The following is a 15,493-nucleotide window of genomic DNA, read 5'->3' as shown; positions in this document are numbered from 1 at the left end:
AAAAATCCGGGACAGGACCGGGTCAGAGGGATGTAATGGGTAGCGCGCAGGAAGTCTTAGCTGACGAGGTTCTCGATCTTCACCAAGATGGATCAACGGCGAGGATCAAATGCATACCGCACACGAAACGGCTACGGCATGTTGTACGCGCAGCTCAAGGAGGTGCCCGTGACGCGAACCTTTGGTGTCGCCGCTATGCGGCAAACACAGCTTTCTGAAATCCTCCCTAAGAACTCCAAGCCAAAGCATCAAAATAAAGCGTATCGGCGCCGATTTGGATATCCAAATCCGGCCATTCGACAGTCCACCCCTCGTGCCCCAGCGTCACTTCAGAAAACGCATCGGCATCTTTCAGTGGCGCAAGACCGGATAGAATCTGCACATCCCCACTCATATCCACAATAAGATGTCGTCCATCTATAAACATGAGACTCAAGGTTAGTCGGGTCCTGCCTGCACAGCTTGCAAGCGCGGGCGTTTTGTTGATTTCATCGCACTCCTCGCATCGTCCAACCAAGGCTTTCTATCCTGAGCTCGGCTTATCACTCAATACATTGATGCCTTTTGCGTGAAACAGATCAATCATAAACCTTGAAGGTTCCCAGAAAGGGACCTATCGTTCCTTTTTTAGGACCTTTCGATTTCCCTATGCCCACCATTTCAATCAGCAACGCCCTGTTTTCGGCGACCCAACAGAGAGTCTTTGGCTTGCTGTACGGTAAACCGGATCAGAGTTTTTACGCCAATGAGATCGCCCGCTGGGCCCAGGTAGGCAAGGGCAGCCTGATGCGTGAGCTGGAACGTCTCCATAACGCAGGCATTCTGACGATGCGTCGGCAGGGCAATCAAACGCACTATCAGGCCAATCCGGAATGTCCGATCTATGCAGAGCTGCTGGGCATAGTGCGCAAGACCTTCGGTATTGCCGAGCAGATCCGCGCCGCTATAGCCCCACAAGCTGAGCATATTGCCTGGGCCTTCATCTACGGCTCCATCGCCAAGGGCAACGAGCATGCGGGGAGCGATATTGACCTGATGCTGATCGGCGAAAACCTGAGCTATGGCGACCTGATGGAATGCCTGCTACCAGTGGAAGAGCAGCTTGGTCGTACCATCAATCCCACGCTTTATACCCCGGCAGACTGGCATGCAAAAAAAGCAGCGGGTAATAGCTTTGTAGTGCGGGTGTCACAGCAAGACAAAATAAAATTGCTGGGTCAAAACCCGGAACAAACTTCTGATGAACATCAACGAAAACCTGGAAAATCTGGTACGTAGTGGCGCCCTCAAAGCCGAACCCTTGGATCACAAAGAGTGCGTTGGGCTGCTTAATTCGGCGATTGACCGCTTGAACGATGCTAGGATTTCCGCCCTGTCGTTCTCCAGTCGTTTCGATCTGGCTTATAACGCGGCACATGCCTTGGCTTTGGCTGCCTTGCGCACGAAAGGCTATCGCTCTGATCGCCGATACCTCGTGTTTCAGTGCCTGACGCATACCGTTGGGCTCAACAAAGTCCAGATGCGTCTTTTTGCCCACTGCCATGAGCGGCGCAACCTTGCAGAGTACGAAGGCTATCTAGATGTGGATGAAGCTTTACTAGCGGAGCTCGTATCTGCAGCCGACGCCCTACTGCCTCTGGTCCAACAAGCAATCAGCGCGTTTGAATAAGTTAGATGTCGGACCTTCACGCCCAAGGTTGTCCAGGTAGCCGAATCACAAGCGCCTACTGCAAGCCAATAGGCCGATTATGGAAGCGTGGTGATCTCCCTAGACATGACGCTCATTCTCATGATGGTCGTCGGCATTCCACACAGTGCCATTCTGTCGGGTCAGCCGGATCATCGGGTAGTTTGCAGACGATGGGCAAACAGCCTCTATGACGTCGAGAGATGCCAAAGGATCGTTCAGAGGCAGCCTGTGCAAATCCTCAATCGAGCGCTCCCACCATTTCGAAGCCAACAACCGTATGCAAATCTCCTGCGAAAAACGATATTTCACAACCTTGGCCGGTACGCCGCAAACCACAGCGTAAGGTGGCACATCTTTGGTCACCATGGCCCCAGTGCCAATAATCGCGCCAGTGCCGACCGTGACGCCCTCCATGATTGTCGCGCTATGCCCAATCCATACATCATGTCCGATGACCGTATGGGTCGTCGGGGCGTGATACGCCAGCGGGGAGTGGGTGTATTGAAACGGGTGGGTACTCAACCATGTGCTGGGGTGGGTGTGTTTCTCCTGGCCGATGAATACGTTGCTGCCAATGCAGCAGAAACGGCCGATCGAGGATACCAGTGAAAGATAACTGCCGCTGCGGATGTAACTGTGGGCGCCGATATAGATGCGCTTGGCTGAGATCCCAACATCGCCGAGCCTGACACCTTCTTCGATCAGCAGCTCAGTGCCGTCGTGAATGGATCGCAAACCATTGGCCACCTTGCAGCCATGGCGCTTGATCCAGCGTTTCCAGTAGAGATTTTTGAGGTAGAACACCCGACTGGTTCCTTGTTTTGAGACTTGGGGAGGCGTTCCGTTTTAGCAGGATGGGTGCATCTGAATCTGTCAGGCAATTCTTAAAATTGATGGGCAAAGGTCCTGACTAGCCCCCCCATCAAACCACCACCCGCCCCGCCCTCCCCCGATAACACCCCAGACACCACACCACCCCGCTCACCAACAACCCCATCGCAACCACTTCCAGCAGGCTGGGCAAGCGCTGTTCCCAGAGAAACCCGAACAGCAATCCGGCCAATGTTTCGATTACCAACACCTGGCTGCCGAGGGCCAAGGGCAGCAGGCGGCTGGCCTGGTTCCAGCAGGCGCCGCCGACTAAGGATGAGAGCAGCGCGACGCCGCCCGCCACCATCAGGAAGTTGATCCACTCGGCAGTGCCGTAGGTCGAGCCTTCCAGCGCAAAAACCGGGATCGCCAAAAGCAGCGCCAGCGCGCCGGTCGTGATGCCGGTTAGCAGGGACCATTCGTGGGCCGAGACCTTGGCGATCGCTTTAAGGCGGCGGGCGTTGCTGACGGCGTACCAGCTCCAGCTGATCATCGCGCCGGTTGCGCAGAGGAGACCCAGAACATTGCCTACGCGCATCTCGGTATTTTCACCGCGCTGAAGTGCACTCAGGCTGATCAGTACTACGCCGGTGATCGCACAGCACAGGGAGGGTATGAGGCGCGTCAGGGCTACCGCGTTGGCGTCGTTGCGGCCAGCCAGGGTAATGACCACGGGGATCAGGCCGACGATCAGGGAGGTGGTGGCGATGCCGACGCGTTGTACCGCGCTGCCGACAAGGGAGTAATAGAGCAGGTTGCCGATCAGGCTGAGCCAGAACAGTGATTTCCAGTCCGCGCGGGTGAGCCGGGAACAGACATCGCGCCAGCGCGGCATCAGCAGCGCTACAGAAAACACGCCATAACAAAGAAAGCGCAGCACCGCGAATTGCAGGCCACTCAAGCCTGGAGTGAGCGCCGGGCCGAGGAAAATCACGCCCCAGCACAACCCTGCGCCGATGCCGTAGCTCAGGCCTTTGGCCAATGATCGATCGATAAACATGGTGTCCGCACCCAAGACTGCAAAGTGCGAAGTCTGCTCAAGGATTGCGGTGAGGTATTGTCGATAACTCTGGGATTTTTTACCGAGGCTGTTGGCCCAGGCGGCGATAGACCGCCGGGGTGGTGCCGCACAGGCGTTGCATGGCCCGGGTCAGGGCAGCCTGATCGGAGAAACCGCAGCGCAGGGCGATATCGGCGATTGGTAGTGCGCTGTCACATAGCCAGCGTTGCGCTTCCTGCATACGCAGCTCGGCCAGCCAGGCCTGGGGCGTCTGCTCGAATAACTGGCGAAAGCGTTGGTGCAGTTGGCTCATGCTCATAGCGGCGACCTTCGCCATGGCTTCGTTGCTCCAACTGGCGCCGGGATAGGCGCGCATGCGCGTGAGCAGACGATCCATTGCGCCCGAGTAGACCAACGGTCGTGTACTCAGGGAAGCAAGCAGCAACGGCGCCAGTTGCGCGGCGTTGACGGCAAGTTGGTCGTTGCCAGTCAGTTCGGCAAACTCGATCAGGCGACGGGTCGCGGGTGGAATCGGCACGTAGATGCGCCGGGACAGCTGCGCCAGCTGCATATTTTCCAGGGCTGTTACCGGGCAGTCGAGGATCAGGAAACGGCTGTCACGCTGAGTCATCTGCGAATGGGTGGAACCGGGCGAAACCAGCGCGGCAAGGGAGTGATCAACATAGCCGCTGCGGCCATCCACGTCGATTTCCATACGGCCATGGATAGGCAACACCAACTGCGCGAAGTCATGTTGGTGGTCAGGGTTTTCCGTCTGGTAGGTACGAATTTCCAGAGCGAAGTCCACGCCCTGCCTCCTAAGCCTTTTCCACAGAAATCAGTTTAAGCCCGACGATCCCGGCCAGGATCAGCATAAAGCACAATACCCGCATCACGCTGCGGTCTTCACCAAGAAAAGCCATACCGTAGATCGCGGTGCCCAATGCACCGATACCGACCCAGACCGCGTAGGCCGTGCCGACCGGAATGCTCCTGGCCGCCAGGGACAGCAGGTACATGCTCATGCAGATGAACAGCCCGCAAAACAGACTGGGCCAGAGCCGCGTAATCTGCTGTTTGATGAGGGGATTATGCCTTGTTGCCGAGCCGGACGACCTTATACGGAGGGATTGCGTGCAATGAGCCGAATAATTTGCCTATTCGGCTCACGAAATGAGCCGAATAAACTCCTGATTCACCTCAAAGATCGAGAAAGATCCTACGCGCGGGCGCTTTCGGTAATATCCACTTATCCAAGAATGCCCAATGGTTGAGAAATGGACTTCATCCCCTTCATCCCCCACTTCCTGCCAACCCTGACCTGGCTCATTCCCCTGATAGTGCTGCTCGTCCTGCTCAACTCTCCCTGGGCCAAGGGACATATCGGTGAGTGGCAGGTGCGTTTGTTCGCGGGCTGGCGGCTGGATAAAAGCACTTATCGCAGCGTGCACAATGTCACCTTGGACACGCCAGATGGCACCACGCAGATCGACCATGTATTTGTCTCGACCTTCGGCATCTTCGTACTTGAAACCAAGAATATGCGCGGCTGGATTTTCGGCACGCCGGATCAGGCCCAGTGGACGCAGAAGCTTTATCGCCGCACGTTCAAATTTCAGAATCCATTGCGACAGAACTACAAACATCTCAAGGCGCTTGAGGCAACGCTGGGTGTTGCGTCCGAGCGGCTGCATTCGGTTATCAGCTTTGTCGGTGGCAGCCGCTTCAAGACTCAAATGCCGGTTAACGTCACCGAGGGCATGGGTTTTATCCGTTATATCCGCTCATTCCGGCAGCCGGTGTTCAGTGAGACAGAGGTCGAGGCTTTGCTGAAAATCCTGCATGACGGGCGGCGTGCGCCGAGCCGGGCGACTCATCGCGAGCATCTGCACAACCTCAAACAGCGCCATGACCCGAACGCCCGGCGGCAATGTCCGAAATGCGGCAGTGCATTGATTATTCGCACTCGTAAGACGGGTGAGAAAGTTGGGCAGCCGTTCTGGGGATGTTCGGCTTATCCCAAGTGCAGGATTACCCAGTCGCTTTGAATCGTGGAGTCAAAGTGAAGCACTGCAGAACTCTTCGACACCCCGCTGCCGCTCAGCAAAAACAGACCAAATGTAGGGCAGGCAAAATCAATAAATATCTATCATCTGCAATACCGACTTCCCGGCTGAATCCGGTGCCACCACAAATCACCTCGATGCCGCTGGTCAGGCGGTTTTTTTACTCCGTGCACGCTCCGGCCTCTTCGCGAGCATGCTCGACGCCTACAGGTATAAGCAATCAATCCAGCACAACGTGAGGCAGAAACCGACTGCTGTCCTTGGTGATCAGGCTGTCGTCCTCACGAATGCCGATCCCTGAAGCGGTGTCGCCGATCACCCACGAACCGATCAGCGTATAGCTGTCGCCAAAGCGCGGCAGTGGCGCGAATTGTTGAAGGATGTAGGGCGCATCGTTGTAGGGGCCGTCTTCAAAGATGACTTGATCGCCAGGGGTGCGGATTTCGATATTGGCGCCTTCGCGGGAGAAGTACGGCTTGCGTACCCAGCCCTTTGCCACTGGCGCGCGCGGGTCTTTATCGACGAAGGACGGCAGCAGATTGGGGTGGCCTTCGTTGAGCTCCCAGAGCAAGGGCAGGATGCCTTTGTTGGATATGATCGACTTCCATGCCGGCTCAATGAATTGCGTGTCGCAGCCGGGGATAGCCTGGCCGTTGGGTTCATGGAACACATGCTCCCAAGCGTGCAGTTTGAAGATGCGCTCGATCCATTGCCCATCCAGATCGACGAAGCGCCCTTCGGGGGTCAGGCCGATATCCTCGATATCGATATGCCGCGTTTCGATGCCGATATGTTCGGCCATCTTGCGCATGAAGTCGGTGGTGCCGCGATCCTCGATGGAGCCGGACATCGCCGAAAAATAAAATCGCCCGCCCGGTGGAATGGCGGCAAAGGCGCGCACCAGGTCCTCGGCCAGAGAGTTGAATTGCGAGGCCTGGGCAGGCAACACGCCCCGGGCGATCTGCTCCTCCAGCCAGATCAACTGAAAGGCCGCCGCCTCGTACAGGGAGGTCGGCGTGTCCATATTGGCTTCGAGCAGCTTGGCGGGATTGACGCCGTCGTAGCTGAAATCGAAGCGCCCATAGAGATGAGGATGCCCCTCCTTCCATGAGGTGCGCACCAGGTCGAAGAACGCTGGCGGGATGGCCAGGCGGGTCAGCAGTTCTTCACTGTCCACTACCCGCTCGACAACGTCCAGGCACATGGCATGCAGTTCCTGAGTCGGCGCTTCGATATCCTTGGTGATCTGTTCTTCCGTGAACTGGTAATAGGCGCGCTCATCCCAATAGCGCTCGCCGCCGATGGTGTGAAAGTCGAAGCCCTCACGCTCGGCGGTCTGCTGCCAGTCGGAGCGCTCCGCGATCTCGATACGTTTCATCCATGTCGCTCCTGTCAGCCGCCCGAGCTGAAACCACCACTGCTCTTGCCACCCCAACCACTGCGTGCAGTGGCCTGGCTGCCGAAGCCGCCGCGGGAAACCGAGGACGAGACCGAGCCGCTGCCCAGATTGCGCGCCAGGGTGTCGGAGCTGTAGCTGCCGGTGGAACTGGAGCGAGCCTGAGTGGAGCGGCCGAAACTCTTGCCGTCCTCGATCTGCTTCGACAGAGTCGAGCTTTGATAGGCGCCACGGGAGTCGCGGGTCTGGTAGATCGGCTGCGAGTAGTAATTGTTGCTGCCATTGTTGCTGCTGAGCAGATTGCCGATCAGCAGGCCGGTGAGGAAACCGTTGCCCCCGCCGGAGCCGCCATTATTGTTGGCCTGGGTCTGAGCTGCGGCGACCTGGTCTTTCGGCAGCCGACCGGAAACCCCCAGCTCGAAACCGGCGAGCTTGGGCGTGAACTTACCGTCTGAATTAGGCTGGCAATAATCAGGGACGAAATCCGCTTCACAAGAAGCCTGATCATCATAAGTCGGGGCGATCCGCCGATGATCCGCCAGAGCGTTCATATAGGCGTCGGAGCAAACATCCACGGGAAACTTCTGATCCACACAGGCCTGCACCGTCGTGAAGGTGGTGCGGGTGTTGACCTCTACCGTGTCATCCGGCTTGCTGCACGCGCTGATCGCCAGCGGCAGGGTGCTGGCCAGGACCAGCTTCAAGGAACTGCGTCTCATCGAATACTCCTTTCGATAGCGGGCGATCAGGTCGCAGGCGTCATGCAGGCCGAATTGAGCAGGCCGACACTGATCGACACGCTGGCGGCATAGATGGCTGCAGCGATTTCGCCCTTGGCAATCCGTGCGGACAAGCCCTTGAGCACCACGCTGGTAACACTGAACGCAAGCAGTTGCACGACGCCCGCGATCAACGCCCAGACCACGGCATCCAGCACACTGACGCTGTAGGAAATAATATTGCTCGCAGGCAAAGCGAAGCCGATCAACGCACCGCCCAGGGCCACGGCTGCAGCCACGTTGCCTTCACGGATCAGGGTGAATTCCTTATGCGGGGTCATGCGCGTATAGGCGAACTGGAACAGCGCGAACAACAGCGCTGCGACGACGATATACACAACAAAACTGGTGACCGCCTGGGCGTTGAGCGACATACGCAACATATCAAGCATGGTTACTTCCTTTTAAATGAGACAAACAACATAGCTGGTGAACGATAGGAACGAGCCAGGTGGGACCGGCTTTAGCCGGGAAGACGATATGATCGACGATAGAAATCTGTCAGCCATACCTACGCCTTCCCGGCTGAAGCCGGTCCCACATTAGAAATGCTTACAGAACGGTAAAATCCGTCGACTGCAACGTGACACCCACCGAGGTCGTCAGGGACACATTGCCCTCTTCATCTTCCTCGACCGACAGCAGCAGAAACTCGCGACGATCAATCAGCCCGGTATCCCGCGCATACAGCATGCTCAGGTGCTGGATGCGGTAAGACGTTTCCGGGTTGGTGACCTGCTCGGTCATCGGCGTCAGTTCGGTCTGACCCTGTTCAGTGCCCCACTGACGGCCGTATTCGTAGCCTTCGTGCTCGTAGACCGGCAGGCCGATCTGCGATTGCGGGCCGACCAGGCGTTTCAGCTCGGCCTCGCTATTGATGGTGACCACGCTGCTGTAGCCGAACAGGATGATGTCCTGCACGTCCTCGGTGGCCGAGCCGTTCATGATCACCTGCAGCCAGTAGTCTTCGTCCTCGAAGTAGAACCGCACAAGGCGCATGGACTGCCCCAGGTCGACATGACCGACCGCCCAGACCACTTCCTCGTTGGGCACCACCAGTTCCGAATGGCCATCGAGCAGCAGCTTGAGGGAGTCATCCAGATCCAGCATGCGCCCGGACGCCAGCCCGAACGGATTGCCGGCCGGGACCGGATTCAACGGGGCATCCCCCGGCCGATTCGGCGCTTGCAGGCCGAGAACACGTTTTATCCAGCTCATAATGCTTTCCTTAAGTCGCTGCTTGCTCGCCCAGGCTTTTGCCATGCATCAGCCAGGCGACGAAGATACCGGCTATGGCGCCGCAAAGGTGTGACTCAATCGAAACTCCCGGCACCGGCACGAAACCCAGCAGCAAGCCGCTGTAGCCAATCAACGCAACGCTAGCGACGGCAAGACTGAGCAGACTGCGCTGATACCAGGCCCTGGCCAGCAGGTAAGTCCAGAGCCCGAAAATCACGCCGCTGGCGCCCACATGCATGAGCGGCCGACCGACGACCCAGACCATCAGACCGCCAAGAATCGCAATCAGCACTGTCACTCGCACATAACGCGATACGCCCTCACTCAGTACCAGCGAACTGAGCACGACGAAGGGCAGCAAGTTACCCAGCAAGTGGCGCACCGAGCCGTGCAGAAACGGCGCGAACAGGATGCCTTGCAGCCCTGTGAGCGTGCGCGGCAACAGGCCATGATGGAGCAGGCTATTGCCGGTCACGGAATTGATTATCTGAACCACGATCATCAGGGCAGCAAGACCGAGGACAAGCCTCAGGCCGTTTCCAACCTTCATGTTCACACCCCTGAAAAGCGCACAGAAAAAAGGGCCGGCGAACAGTACGCCTGCCCCTTGTAGTCGTGCCGGTTACGCGTCTTTGCCGGCCTGACTCTGTGCTTTCAGACGGGCCAGTACGTCGGCGGCACCGCCGGTTTTCGCGCCGATACCCGCGTCTTGCAGGCGACGCTCCAGGTCACCGCCATTGGCCGCATCGGCCAGCTCTTCAGCGGCTTCGAGCTTGGCGTCCTGTTCATCCTGACGCTGCTTGATGCGCGCCAGGGAACCCACGGCGGTTTCCAGACGGCCATTGGCGCCACCGGTAGCAGCTGCAGCATTGATCTGCGCACGCTGCACACTGTCACGCGCCTTGGCCATGTCTGCCTGCTGGCGCAGCCCCTTGATCTGGGTTTCAGCTTTGGTGACCTGGGCAGTCAGCTTGGCGACCTGAGCACCGAACTGGTCGGCAGCGGTTTTCTCCTGATCGCGCAGGCCGGTCAGCTCGGCGACCTTTTCAGCGCACTCGGTGGCCAGGCCTTCTTCGCCCTGGTTCAGCGCGGCCATGGCCTTCTGTTCCCAGTTGGCGATGTTTTTGTCGTGTTCTTCAACACGCTGTACCGACAGCTTGTGCTTGGCCTTGATCTGAATCAGCTGGTTGCGCGCGGCGAGCATCGAGGCGTCGGCGTCGCGGATTTCCTGATCAAGAATGCGCAGAGCTTGCGAATCGACGATGGCTTCGCCAACTTCCGAAGCACCACCGCGCAGGGCCGTTACCATTTTTTTCCAAAGGCTCATGAATACGTCTCCCTTACTTCGAATCGGCAGTTAAAAAGTGTTCGTAGGCTTCGGCGGCACGGATAACGTTGTCCGCCAGGGTGAGGACTTCATGGACGATCACACTCAGGGACGAAGCCGCGCTGAGGGCGCCGAACATGTTGTAGACAGCCTCGCCATTGGGCATGGTCTCGATGCCGATGGACGACAGCGGGAAAATGTCCCGGCTGCGCAGTACGGCGTCGTTGAACTCGGCAGCGTCCTTGACCTGGGAGGTGTAGACCAGCACCGAGTCCACCAGAATCTGGTTGCCGGCAATGGCGATGATGATCGGCAGGCCGCCAAACTGATGCATGGTCAACTGCAGGCTCGGCTCGGCGCCCTGCAGCAGGGTCAGTTCAATTTCGTTGTTCCTGACCGCGTCTTGCTCGACCAGGGCCGCATGCAGCGTGTCGATGGTCCAGTTGGTATTTTCCGTCATGAATTGCTCCAGTTTGACTCGGTTGCCCCGGTAGGGCTGGCGTAGGGCTTTCTCGATCGTTCGCAGGACATCTGCGTTTTCCGGAAGAACATACAGCTCTCGTTTCACGAGCCCGGCAGCTGTCAGCCGTGCGCGCATTTCACGCATGTAATCGGTTGAAGTTTTCCGAGCCATTTCGGCGCCTCTGTGAATCTCACATGTGATGAGGGCATACACTAGGCCTGAAATCGAAGACGCGCAAGTCCTCACATGTGAGAAAAATCTCATTTTGAATAGAGAGAGATCGCCGATTGCTTTCAGAAAAATCTGTGGCCTACTGGAGGGCGTCGTAAGCCTTTGGATTTTTTTGCTGTATGAAGAAGCCTTTCACCGCCCATCTGCCCGCCTGGCTGCGCCGGGTACTGCGCCCGCTGCTGGATCCTTATCGCCGTTACCGCCACGCCCGCCTGATCCACGCTGCACGGATCGTCGTCGGCCTGCTGGTGACCATCATGCTCACCACCGGCATCAACCTGCCCCATGGCGAATGGGCCTCGGTAACCATGCTCATCGTGATCGGCGGCCTGCAGCACCACGGCAATATCGGCAAGAAGTCGGTGGAACGCGCCTATGGCACGCTGATCGGCGCAGGCCTCGGGTTGGCGGTAGTGGCGCAACAGAATTATCTGGGCCAGCCGCTGCTGACCTACATGATCATGTCCCTGGCTTGCGGCTTCTTTGCCTATCACGCCATCGGCAAGGGTGGTTACACCGCACTGCTGTCGGCCATCACCCTGTTTATCGTCGCCGGGCATGGAGACAACCCCATAAGCGATGGACTGTGGCGTACCGTCGATATCCTCATCGGTATTGCCTTGGCGCTGGCTTTTTCCTTCGCCCTGCCGCTCTACGCGGTTTACTCATGGCGCTACAACCTGGCCAGGGGCCTGCGTGATTGCGCCAAAGTCTACGGGCGCATCAGCCACGGCCAGGCGATTACTGCCGACGAGCATCTGAAGTTGATGGGCGGGCTCAACGCCATCATGTTGCAGCTACGCTCACTGATGCCTTCGGTGTCCAAGGAAGTGCGCATTTCCATTGTCGAGTTGGAAGCCATTCAGGGCCATTTCCGCATGTGCCTGAGCACTCTGGAAATACTCGCCAATATCCGCCCGGAAGATATCGACAACGCCCCGACCGAACTCAAGGCCTGCCTGGAAGCCGAGCACCGGTTGATTCGCCGTCAGTTGATCGGCATGGCCCGTGCCCTGCAAACCGGCGCGACCGAACGCCTCAAGCGCACAGCCGAGCCGACTCCGGCCCCGATGCAAGTACCGCCGGAGTTGGTCGGCTATCACCTGTTGACCCAACAAATGGCGCGCAATCTCGACGGCATGCAGCAGCGCCTGGCCAAGACGGCGCGACGCTGGAAGATCTGATCAATAAAAGCGACATCGCCTTCTTGTTTTGCGACATCCGCTGGTGAAATCTTTTCCGGTCGCAGTGCTGTGCATGACAAATGATATCTATATCGGCTAGCGTTTAATGGCGAAAAGCCAGCCCAACTAATAAATAGGCTGCTAACTATATAAAGCGGGCGTGACCCGCAACTAACGAGGCAGCTACTGGCCTCGTTCAAGTATTCCTTTGCTTTCTTCTGCTGCCGCCAATTATTACTCTAAGCAGAACACCATGATCGAACCCGAACGGATTGTGACGTTATCGAAAGAAGTCGAAGCCCTGGCTACTCGAGGCGTCAGCGATATTCAAATGATCACCCGCCAGACACGCCTGCTGGCGGTCAATGCGCTGATCGAAGCGGCCCATGCGGGCAGCGCCGGGCGCGGCTTTTCGGTAGTGGCCGAAGAGGTCAAGAATATCTCCGAGCGCATCTCGAAAATCGCCAGCGGCCTGACCCAGGACCTGCAGGCGGCGGTCAATGAGCTGACCGAACTGGGCCAGAGCATGTGCTTCGACATGCGCGGGCAGCGCCTGGCCGACTTGTCGCTGAATCTGATCGAAATCATCGACCGCAACCTCTATGAGCGCACCTGCGACGTGCGCTGGTGGGCGACCGATGCCTCGCTGCTGGATGTGCTTTCGCGCCCCAATGCCGAGACCTGCGCCCATGCCAGCGAGCGTCTGGGCATCATCCTCGACAGCTACACCGTGTATCTGGATATCTGGGTTGCCGACAGCCGCGGCAAAGTCATCGCTTCCGGCCGACCGAAAGCCCATGGCAAGGTGATCGGCGCTGACGTCTCGCAGGCACCCTGGTTCACCCAGGCCATGCGCCACAGTTCAGGCGACCAGTATTATGCCGGGGAAGTGGCCGTCGAACCGCTCCTGAACAACGCCCAGACCTGCGCCTTCAGCGCCGGCGTGCGCAGCAGCGAAAACCGCCTGAGCCCGGTCATCGGCGTGATCGGTATCTTCTTCGACTGGCAAGCCCAGGCCGCGTCCGTCATCGACGGCGTACGCCTGACCGACGAAGAACGCTCGCGCAGCCGGGTGATGATGGTCGATGCCAACCACAGGATCATCGCCAGCTCCGACACCGACAGCCACCTGGGCGAAAGCATCCAGCTGCAGGTCAAGAACGGCCAGCAGAGCGGCTACAGCACCCTGCAGGACAACGTTATCCAGGGTTATTCCCTGACGCCAGGGTTCGAGACGTACAAAGGTATGGGCTGGCTGGGGGTGATCGAACAGCGGTTGCCGGATCCTGAAACAACCGCTTAGCCAGCCTGGAATCACTTGTGGGAGCAGGCTTGCCTGCGAAGGGGCCGGTTCAGCTTGTACATTTTTCGGCGGTTGGCACGCTGCTTTCGCAAGCACGCTTGCTCCCACTGGCAAATCCAAGATTATTCAGTGATGGAACACTCAACCACCTGCACCGTCACATCCTTCACCGCCCGAAACGCCGCCAGTTCAGTCTCGTCCGCCGTCGAGGTGATCAGCAGCCACTCGCGCTCGATGGGCGTCCAGTGTTGTTGCCGGGCGCGGCCAAGTTTTTGCGAGTCGGCCAGGACTATGACCTGAGCTGCGCGCTTGATGATGCATTCCTTGAGATAGGCCTGCTGCGCGCTGGCTTCGCACAGGCCGAAATCGGCCACCACGCCATCGGCGCCGAGGAAAGCCTTGTCGACACTCAGGCGGCTCAGGGACAGCTCGGCCAGCGGGCCCAGGGTGCTCATGCTTGAGCCGCGCAGGTCGCCGCCGATCAGGGTCAATTGCACCCCCGGCGCGTTGGCCAGGGTCATCACGGCGAGCAGATTGTTGGTCACCACATGGATGTTCTGCCGCGAATACAGGTGTACCGCCAGGGCCGCGCAGGTCGTGCCGCCATCGAGCAGCACCGTGTCGCCGTCCTGCACATGGGCCGCGGCGGCACGGGCGATGGCTTCTTTCTGATCGCGCTGGCTGGCCTTGCGTTCTTCCAACGAGGCTTCCGGCTCATGCACGCCGACCAGCGCCGTGGCGCCACCGTGGGTGCGCACTAGATGACGCTGCTTGGCGAGCATGGTCAGGTCGCGTCGCACCGTGGCTTCGGACACACCGAGCGCGGCACTCAATTGCTCGACATTGGTATCGCGGGCGCGAACAAGGTCGAGAATGGCGCGGTGGCGGTCGCTCGCTTTCATGAAAAATCTCGCATCAGGACGGCCGCCGATAGTACGCGACTCAGCCCCGGCGTGTCGCCAGCTCGGCACCCTGGCGCAAGGCTTCGAGCAGGCTGCGCTCGTCGGCGATGCCCTTGCCGGCGATGTCGAACGCAGTGCCATGGTCCACTGAGGTACGAATCACTTCCAGGCCCACGGTCACATTGACCCCGGCCTCCAGGCCCAGGACCTTGACCGGACCGTGGCCCTGGTCGTGATACATCGCCACCACCAGATCGAAGTCGCCGCGTCCGGCGCGGAAGAACAGCGTGTCGGCAGGCAGCGGCCCGGTAACATCCAGCCCCTTCTCCTGCAGCAGCTTGACCGCTGGAATGATCTTCTCTTCTTCCTCGCCATAACCGAACAGGCCGTTCTCCCCGGCATGGGGATTGATGCCGCAGACACCAATGCGCGGGCGAGCAATACCGGCCTTGATCAGGGTCGCATTGCCGCGTTCGATGGTGCGCCGGACCAGGCCCGGCTCGATCTTGCGGATGGCGTCGATGATGCCGATATGGGTGGTGACGTGGATCACCCGCAGTTGCGGCGCGACCAGCATCATCGACACTTCGTCGACATGGGTCAGATGCGCGAGCATCTCGGTATGGCCGGGATACTTGTGGCCACCGGCGTGCAGCGCTTCCTTGTTCAGCGGCGCGGTGCAGATGGCGTCGATCTGCCCCGCTTCGGCCAGGATCACAGCTCGGGCGATGTACTGGTAGGCGGCGTCCCCGGCAATCGGCGAAAGCTGGCCGAACGGCAGGTCGTCGGGGATCAGGTCCAGGTCCACGCAATCGATGGTGCCAGGCTCGTATAGCGCTTCGGAGGCGTCCTTGATTCGCCGTACCTTGGCGCTGCCATTGACGATGCGGTTGGCCTGCTCCAGGCGTCGCGCATCGCCGATCACCAGCGGACGGCATTGTTGGTAGACGATGTCGTGGGTCAGGCTCTTGACGATGATTTCCGGTCCGACGCCGCTGGCGTCGCCCATGGTGATGCCGATGACGGGGAGATAGTCGCTCATG

General features: G+C 58.8%; 19 protein-coding genes. 5 read left to right on the top strand and 14 right to left on the bottom strand.

All coding sequences use genetic code 11. The features are described 5' to 3' along the window. Positions 1-226 precede the first annotated feature (226 nt). Positions 227-427 (bottom strand): DUF2442 domain-containing protein, encoded by a 201-nt coding sequence (locus AC1Z24_RS02380; RefSeq protein WP_483746505.1) that lies wholly within the window; start codon positions 425-427, stop codon positions 227-229. Between the two features lie 221 nt (positions 428-648). On the opposite strand from AC1Z24_RS02380, the gene AC1Z24_RS02375 reads away from it, so the two are divergent. Both AC1Z24_RS02375 and AC1Z24_RS02370 read left to right on the top strand, forming a co-directional pair. Continuing rightward, positions 649-1,278 carry a nucleotidyltransferase domain-containing protein gene (locus AC1Z24_RS02375; RefSeq protein WP_483744419.1) on the top strand — a complete coding sequence of 210 codons (630 nt, stop codon included), beginning with the start codon at positions 649-651 and terminating at the stop codon, positions 1,276-1,278. Next, positions 1,241-1,669 (top strand): hypothetical protein, encoded by a 429-nt coding sequence (locus tag AC1Z24_RS02370; protein WP_483744418.1) that lies wholly within the window; start codon positions 1,241-1,243, stop codon positions 1,667-1,669. Before AC1Z24_RS02375 ends, AC1Z24_RS02370 begins: the two co-directional genes overlap by 38 nt. Positions 1,670-1,768: 99 nt before the next feature. Here AC1Z24_RS02370 and AC1Z24_RS02365 read toward each other — a convergent pair whose 3' ends face one another. The 4 genes from AC1Z24_RS02365 to AC1Z24_RS02350 form a co-directional block, all read right to left on the bottom strand. Beyond that, a complete protein-coding gene (locus tag AC1Z24_RS02365; RefSeq protein WP_483744417.1) occupies positions 1,769-2,494 on the bottom strand; it encodes a CatB-related O-acetyltransferase in 726 nt (241 codons plus the stop codon). A 118-nt stretch (positions 2,495-2,612) separates the two neighbouring features. After that, a complete protein-coding gene (locus AC1Z24_RS02360; RefSeq protein WP_483744416.1) occupies positions 2,613-3,560 on the bottom strand; it encodes a DMT family transporter in 948 nt (315 codons plus the stop codon). Positions 3,561-3,639: 79 nt separating this feature from the next. After that, positions 3,640-4,368: an AraC family transcriptional regulator gene (locus AC1Z24_RS02355; RefSeq protein ID WP_483744415.1), complete on the bottom strand. Its 729-nt coding sequence runs from the start codon at positions 4,366-4,368 to the stop codon at positions 3,640-3,642. 10 nt (positions 4,369-4,378) lie between these two features. Continuing rightward, positions 4,379-4,585 (bottom strand): DMT family transporter, encoded by a 207-nt coding sequence (locus AC1Z24_RS02350; RefSeq protein WP_483744414.1) that lies wholly within the window; start codon positions 4,583-4,585, stop codon positions 4,379-4,381. A 252-nt stretch (positions 4,586-4,837) separates the two neighbouring features. Between AC1Z24_RS02350 and AC1Z24_RS02345 the strand changes: the two genes are divergently transcribed. Continuing rightward, positions 4,838-5,608 (top strand): nuclease-related domain-containing protein, encoded by a 771-nt coding sequence (locus tag AC1Z24_RS02345; RefSeq protein WP_483744413.1) that lies wholly within the window; start codon positions 4,838-4,840, stop codon positions 5,606-5,608. Positions 5,609-5,846: 238 nt separating this feature from the next. Here AC1Z24_RS02345 and AC1Z24_RS02340 read toward each other — a convergent pair whose 3' ends face one another. The 7 genes from AC1Z24_RS02340 to AC1Z24_RS02310 all read right to left on the bottom strand — a co-directional run bounded on the left by AC1Z24_RS02340 (position 5,847) and on the right by AC1Z24_RS02310 (position 11,001). After that, complete coding sequence (locus tag AC1Z24_RS02340; RefSeq protein WP_483744412.1) at positions 5,847-7,004, bottom strand: glutathionylspermidine synthase family protein; 1,158 nt, start codon at positions 7,002-7,004, stop codon at positions 5,847-5,849. A gap of 14 nt (positions 7,005-7,018) precedes the next feature. Then, the gene (locus AC1Z24_RS02335) at positions 7,019-7,741 is read right to left on the bottom strand and encodes a DUF1190 domain-containing protein (protein ID WP_259108340.1); all 723 of its coding nucleotides are present in this window, start codon (positions 7,739-7,741) and stop codon (positions 7,019-7,021) included. A 26-nt stretch (positions 7,742-7,767) separates the two neighbouring features. Further along, positions 7,768-8,193: a DUF350 domain-containing protein gene (locus AC1Z24_RS02330; RefSeq protein ID WP_483744411.1), complete on the bottom strand. Its 426-nt coding sequence runs from the start codon at positions 8,191-8,193 to the stop codon at positions 7,768-7,770. Positions 8,194-8,353: 160 nt separating this feature from the next. Next, on the bottom strand, positions 8,354-9,019 hold the full coding sequence (locus AC1Z24_RS02325; protein ID WP_259108336.1) for a YjfK family protein: 666 nt from the start codon (positions 9,017-9,019) through the stop codon (positions 8,354-8,356). Positions 9,020-9,029: 10 nt separating this feature from the next. Further along, positions 9,030-9,590 (bottom strand): rhomboid family intramembrane serine protease, encoded by a 561-nt coding sequence (locus AC1Z24_RS02320; RefSeq protein WP_483744410.1) that lies wholly within the window; start codon positions 9,588-9,590, stop codon positions 9,030-9,032. Positions 9,591-9,662: 72 nt separating this feature from the next. Continuing rightward, positions 9,663-10,367, bottom strand: coding sequence for a PspA/IM30 family protein (locus AC1Z24_RS02315; RefSeq protein ID WP_259108331.1), 705 nt, complete (start codon positions 10,365-10,367; stop codon positions 9,663-9,665). Positions 10,368-10,380: 13 nt separating this feature from the next. Further along, complete coding sequence (locus AC1Z24_RS02310; protein ID WP_483744409.1) at positions 10,381-11,001, bottom strand: YjfI family protein; 621 nt, start codon at positions 10,999-11,001, stop codon at positions 10,381-10,383. Between the two features lie 179 nt (positions 11,002-11,180). On the opposite strand from AC1Z24_RS02310, the gene AC1Z24_RS02305 reads away from it, so the two are divergent. Together AC1Z24_RS02305 and AC1Z24_RS02300 are read left to right on the top strand one after the other, a co-directional pair. Beyond that, positions 11,181-12,245: an FUSC family protein gene (locus AC1Z24_RS02305; RefSeq protein ID WP_483744408.1), complete on the top strand. Its 1,065-nt coding sequence runs from the start codon at positions 11,181-11,183 to the stop codon at positions 12,243-12,245. 253 nt (positions 12,246-12,498) lie between these two features. Beyond that, positions 12,499-13,548 (top strand): methyl-accepting chemotaxis protein, encoded by a 1,050-nt coding sequence (locus tag AC1Z24_RS02300; RefSeq protein WP_483744407.1) that lies wholly within the window; start codon positions 12,499-12,501, stop codon positions 13,546-13,548. 122 nt (positions 13,549-13,670) lie between these two features. On the opposite strand, the gene AC1Z24_RS02295 is transcribed toward AC1Z24_RS02300, so the two are convergent. Both AC1Z24_RS02295 and pdxA read right to left on the bottom strand, forming a co-directional pair. Then, on the bottom strand, positions 13,671-14,450 hold the full coding sequence (locus AC1Z24_RS02295) for a DeoR/GlpR family DNA-binding transcription regulator (protein ID WP_483744406.1): 780 nt from the start codon (positions 14,448-14,450) through the stop codon (positions 13,671-13,673). A gap of 40 nt (positions 14,451-14,490) precedes the next feature. Continuing rightward, positions 14,491-15,492 (bottom strand): 4-hydroxythreonine-4-phosphate dehydrogenase PdxA, encoded by a 1,002-nt coding sequence (gene pdxA / locus AC1Z24_RS02290; protein WP_483744405.1) that lies wholly within the window; start codon positions 15,490-15,492, stop codon positions 14,491-14,493. Between the last annotated feature and the right edge of the window lies 1 nt (position 15,493).

The sequence above is a fragment of the Pseudomonas sp. JL23 genome (assembly GCF_056933585.1).
Note: the sequence above shows the minus strand (reverse complement) of the source record. Positions and strands in the feature narration are given on the sequence as shown.

Excerpts from the sequence above, each read along its gene's own strand:
- AC1Z24_RS02380 (WP_483746505.1), bottom strand. The coding sequence starts at position 427 with ATGTTTATAGATGGACGACATCTTATTGTGGATATGAGTGGGGATGTG.
- AC1Z24_RS02375 (WP_483744419.1), top strand. The coding sequence starts at position 649 with ATGCCCACCATTTCAATCAGCAACGCCCTGTTTTCGGCGACCCAACAG.
- AC1Z24_RS02370 (WP_483744418.1), top strand. The coding sequence starts at position 1,241 with ATGAACATCAACGAAAACCTGGAAAATCTGGTACGTAGTGGCGCCCTC.
- AC1Z24_RS02360 (WP_483744416.1), bottom strand. The coding sequence starts at position 3,560 with ATGTTTATCGATCGATCATTGGCCAAAGGCCTGAGCTACGGCATCGGC.
- AC1Z24_RS02350 (WP_483744414.1), bottom strand. The coding sequence starts at position 4,585 with ATGAGCATGTACCTGCTGTCCCTGGCGGCCAGGAGCATTCCGGTCGGC.
- AC1Z24_RS02345 (WP_483744413.1), top strand. The coding sequence starts at position 4,838 with ATGGACTTCATCCCCTTCATCCCCCACTTCCTGCCAACCCTGACCTGG.
- AC1Z24_RS02340 (WP_483744412.1), bottom strand. The coding sequence starts at position 7,004 with ATGAAACGTATCGAGATCGCGGAGCGCTCCGACTGGCAGCAGACCGCC.
- AC1Z24_RS02335 (WP_259108340.1), bottom strand. The coding sequence starts at position 7,741 with ATGAGACGCAGTTCCTTGAAGCTGGTCCTGGCCAGCACCCTGCCGCTG.
- AC1Z24_RS02330 (WP_483744411.1), bottom strand. The coding sequence starts at position 8,193 with ATGCTTGATATGTTGCGTATGTCGCTCAACGCCCAGGCGGTCACCAGT.
- AC1Z24_RS02325 (WP_259108336.1), bottom strand. The coding sequence starts at position 9,019 with ATGAGCTGGATAAAACGTGTTCTCGGCCTGCAAGCGCCGAATCGGCCG.
- AC1Z24_RS02320 (WP_483744410.1), bottom strand. The coding sequence starts at position 9,590 with ATGAAGGTTGGAAACGGCCTGAGGCTTGTCCTCGGTCTTGCTGCCCTG.
- AC1Z24_RS02315 (WP_259108331.1), bottom strand. The coding sequence starts at position 10,367 with ATGAGCCTTTGGAAAAAAATGGTAACGGCCCTGCGCGGTGGTGCTTCG.
- AC1Z24_RS02310 (WP_483744409.1), bottom strand. The coding sequence starts at position 11,001 with ATGGCTCGGAAAACTTCAACCGATTACATGCGTGAAATGCGCGCACGG.
- AC1Z24_RS02305 (WP_483744408.1), top strand. The coding sequence starts at position 11,181 with ATGAAGAAGCCTTTCACCGCCCATCTGCCCGCCTGGCTGCGCCGGGTA.
- AC1Z24_RS02300 (WP_483744407.1), top strand. The coding sequence starts at position 12,499 with ATGATCGAACCCGAACGGATTGTGACGTTATCGAAAGAAGTCGAAGCC.
- AC1Z24_RS02295 (WP_483744406.1), bottom strand. The coding sequence starts at position 14,450 with ATGAAAGCGAGCGACCGCCACCGCGCCATTCTCGACCTTGTTCGCGCC.
- pdxA (WP_483744405.1), bottom strand. The coding sequence starts at position 15,492 with ATGAGCGACTATCTCCCCGTCATCGGCATCACCATGGGCGACGCCAGC.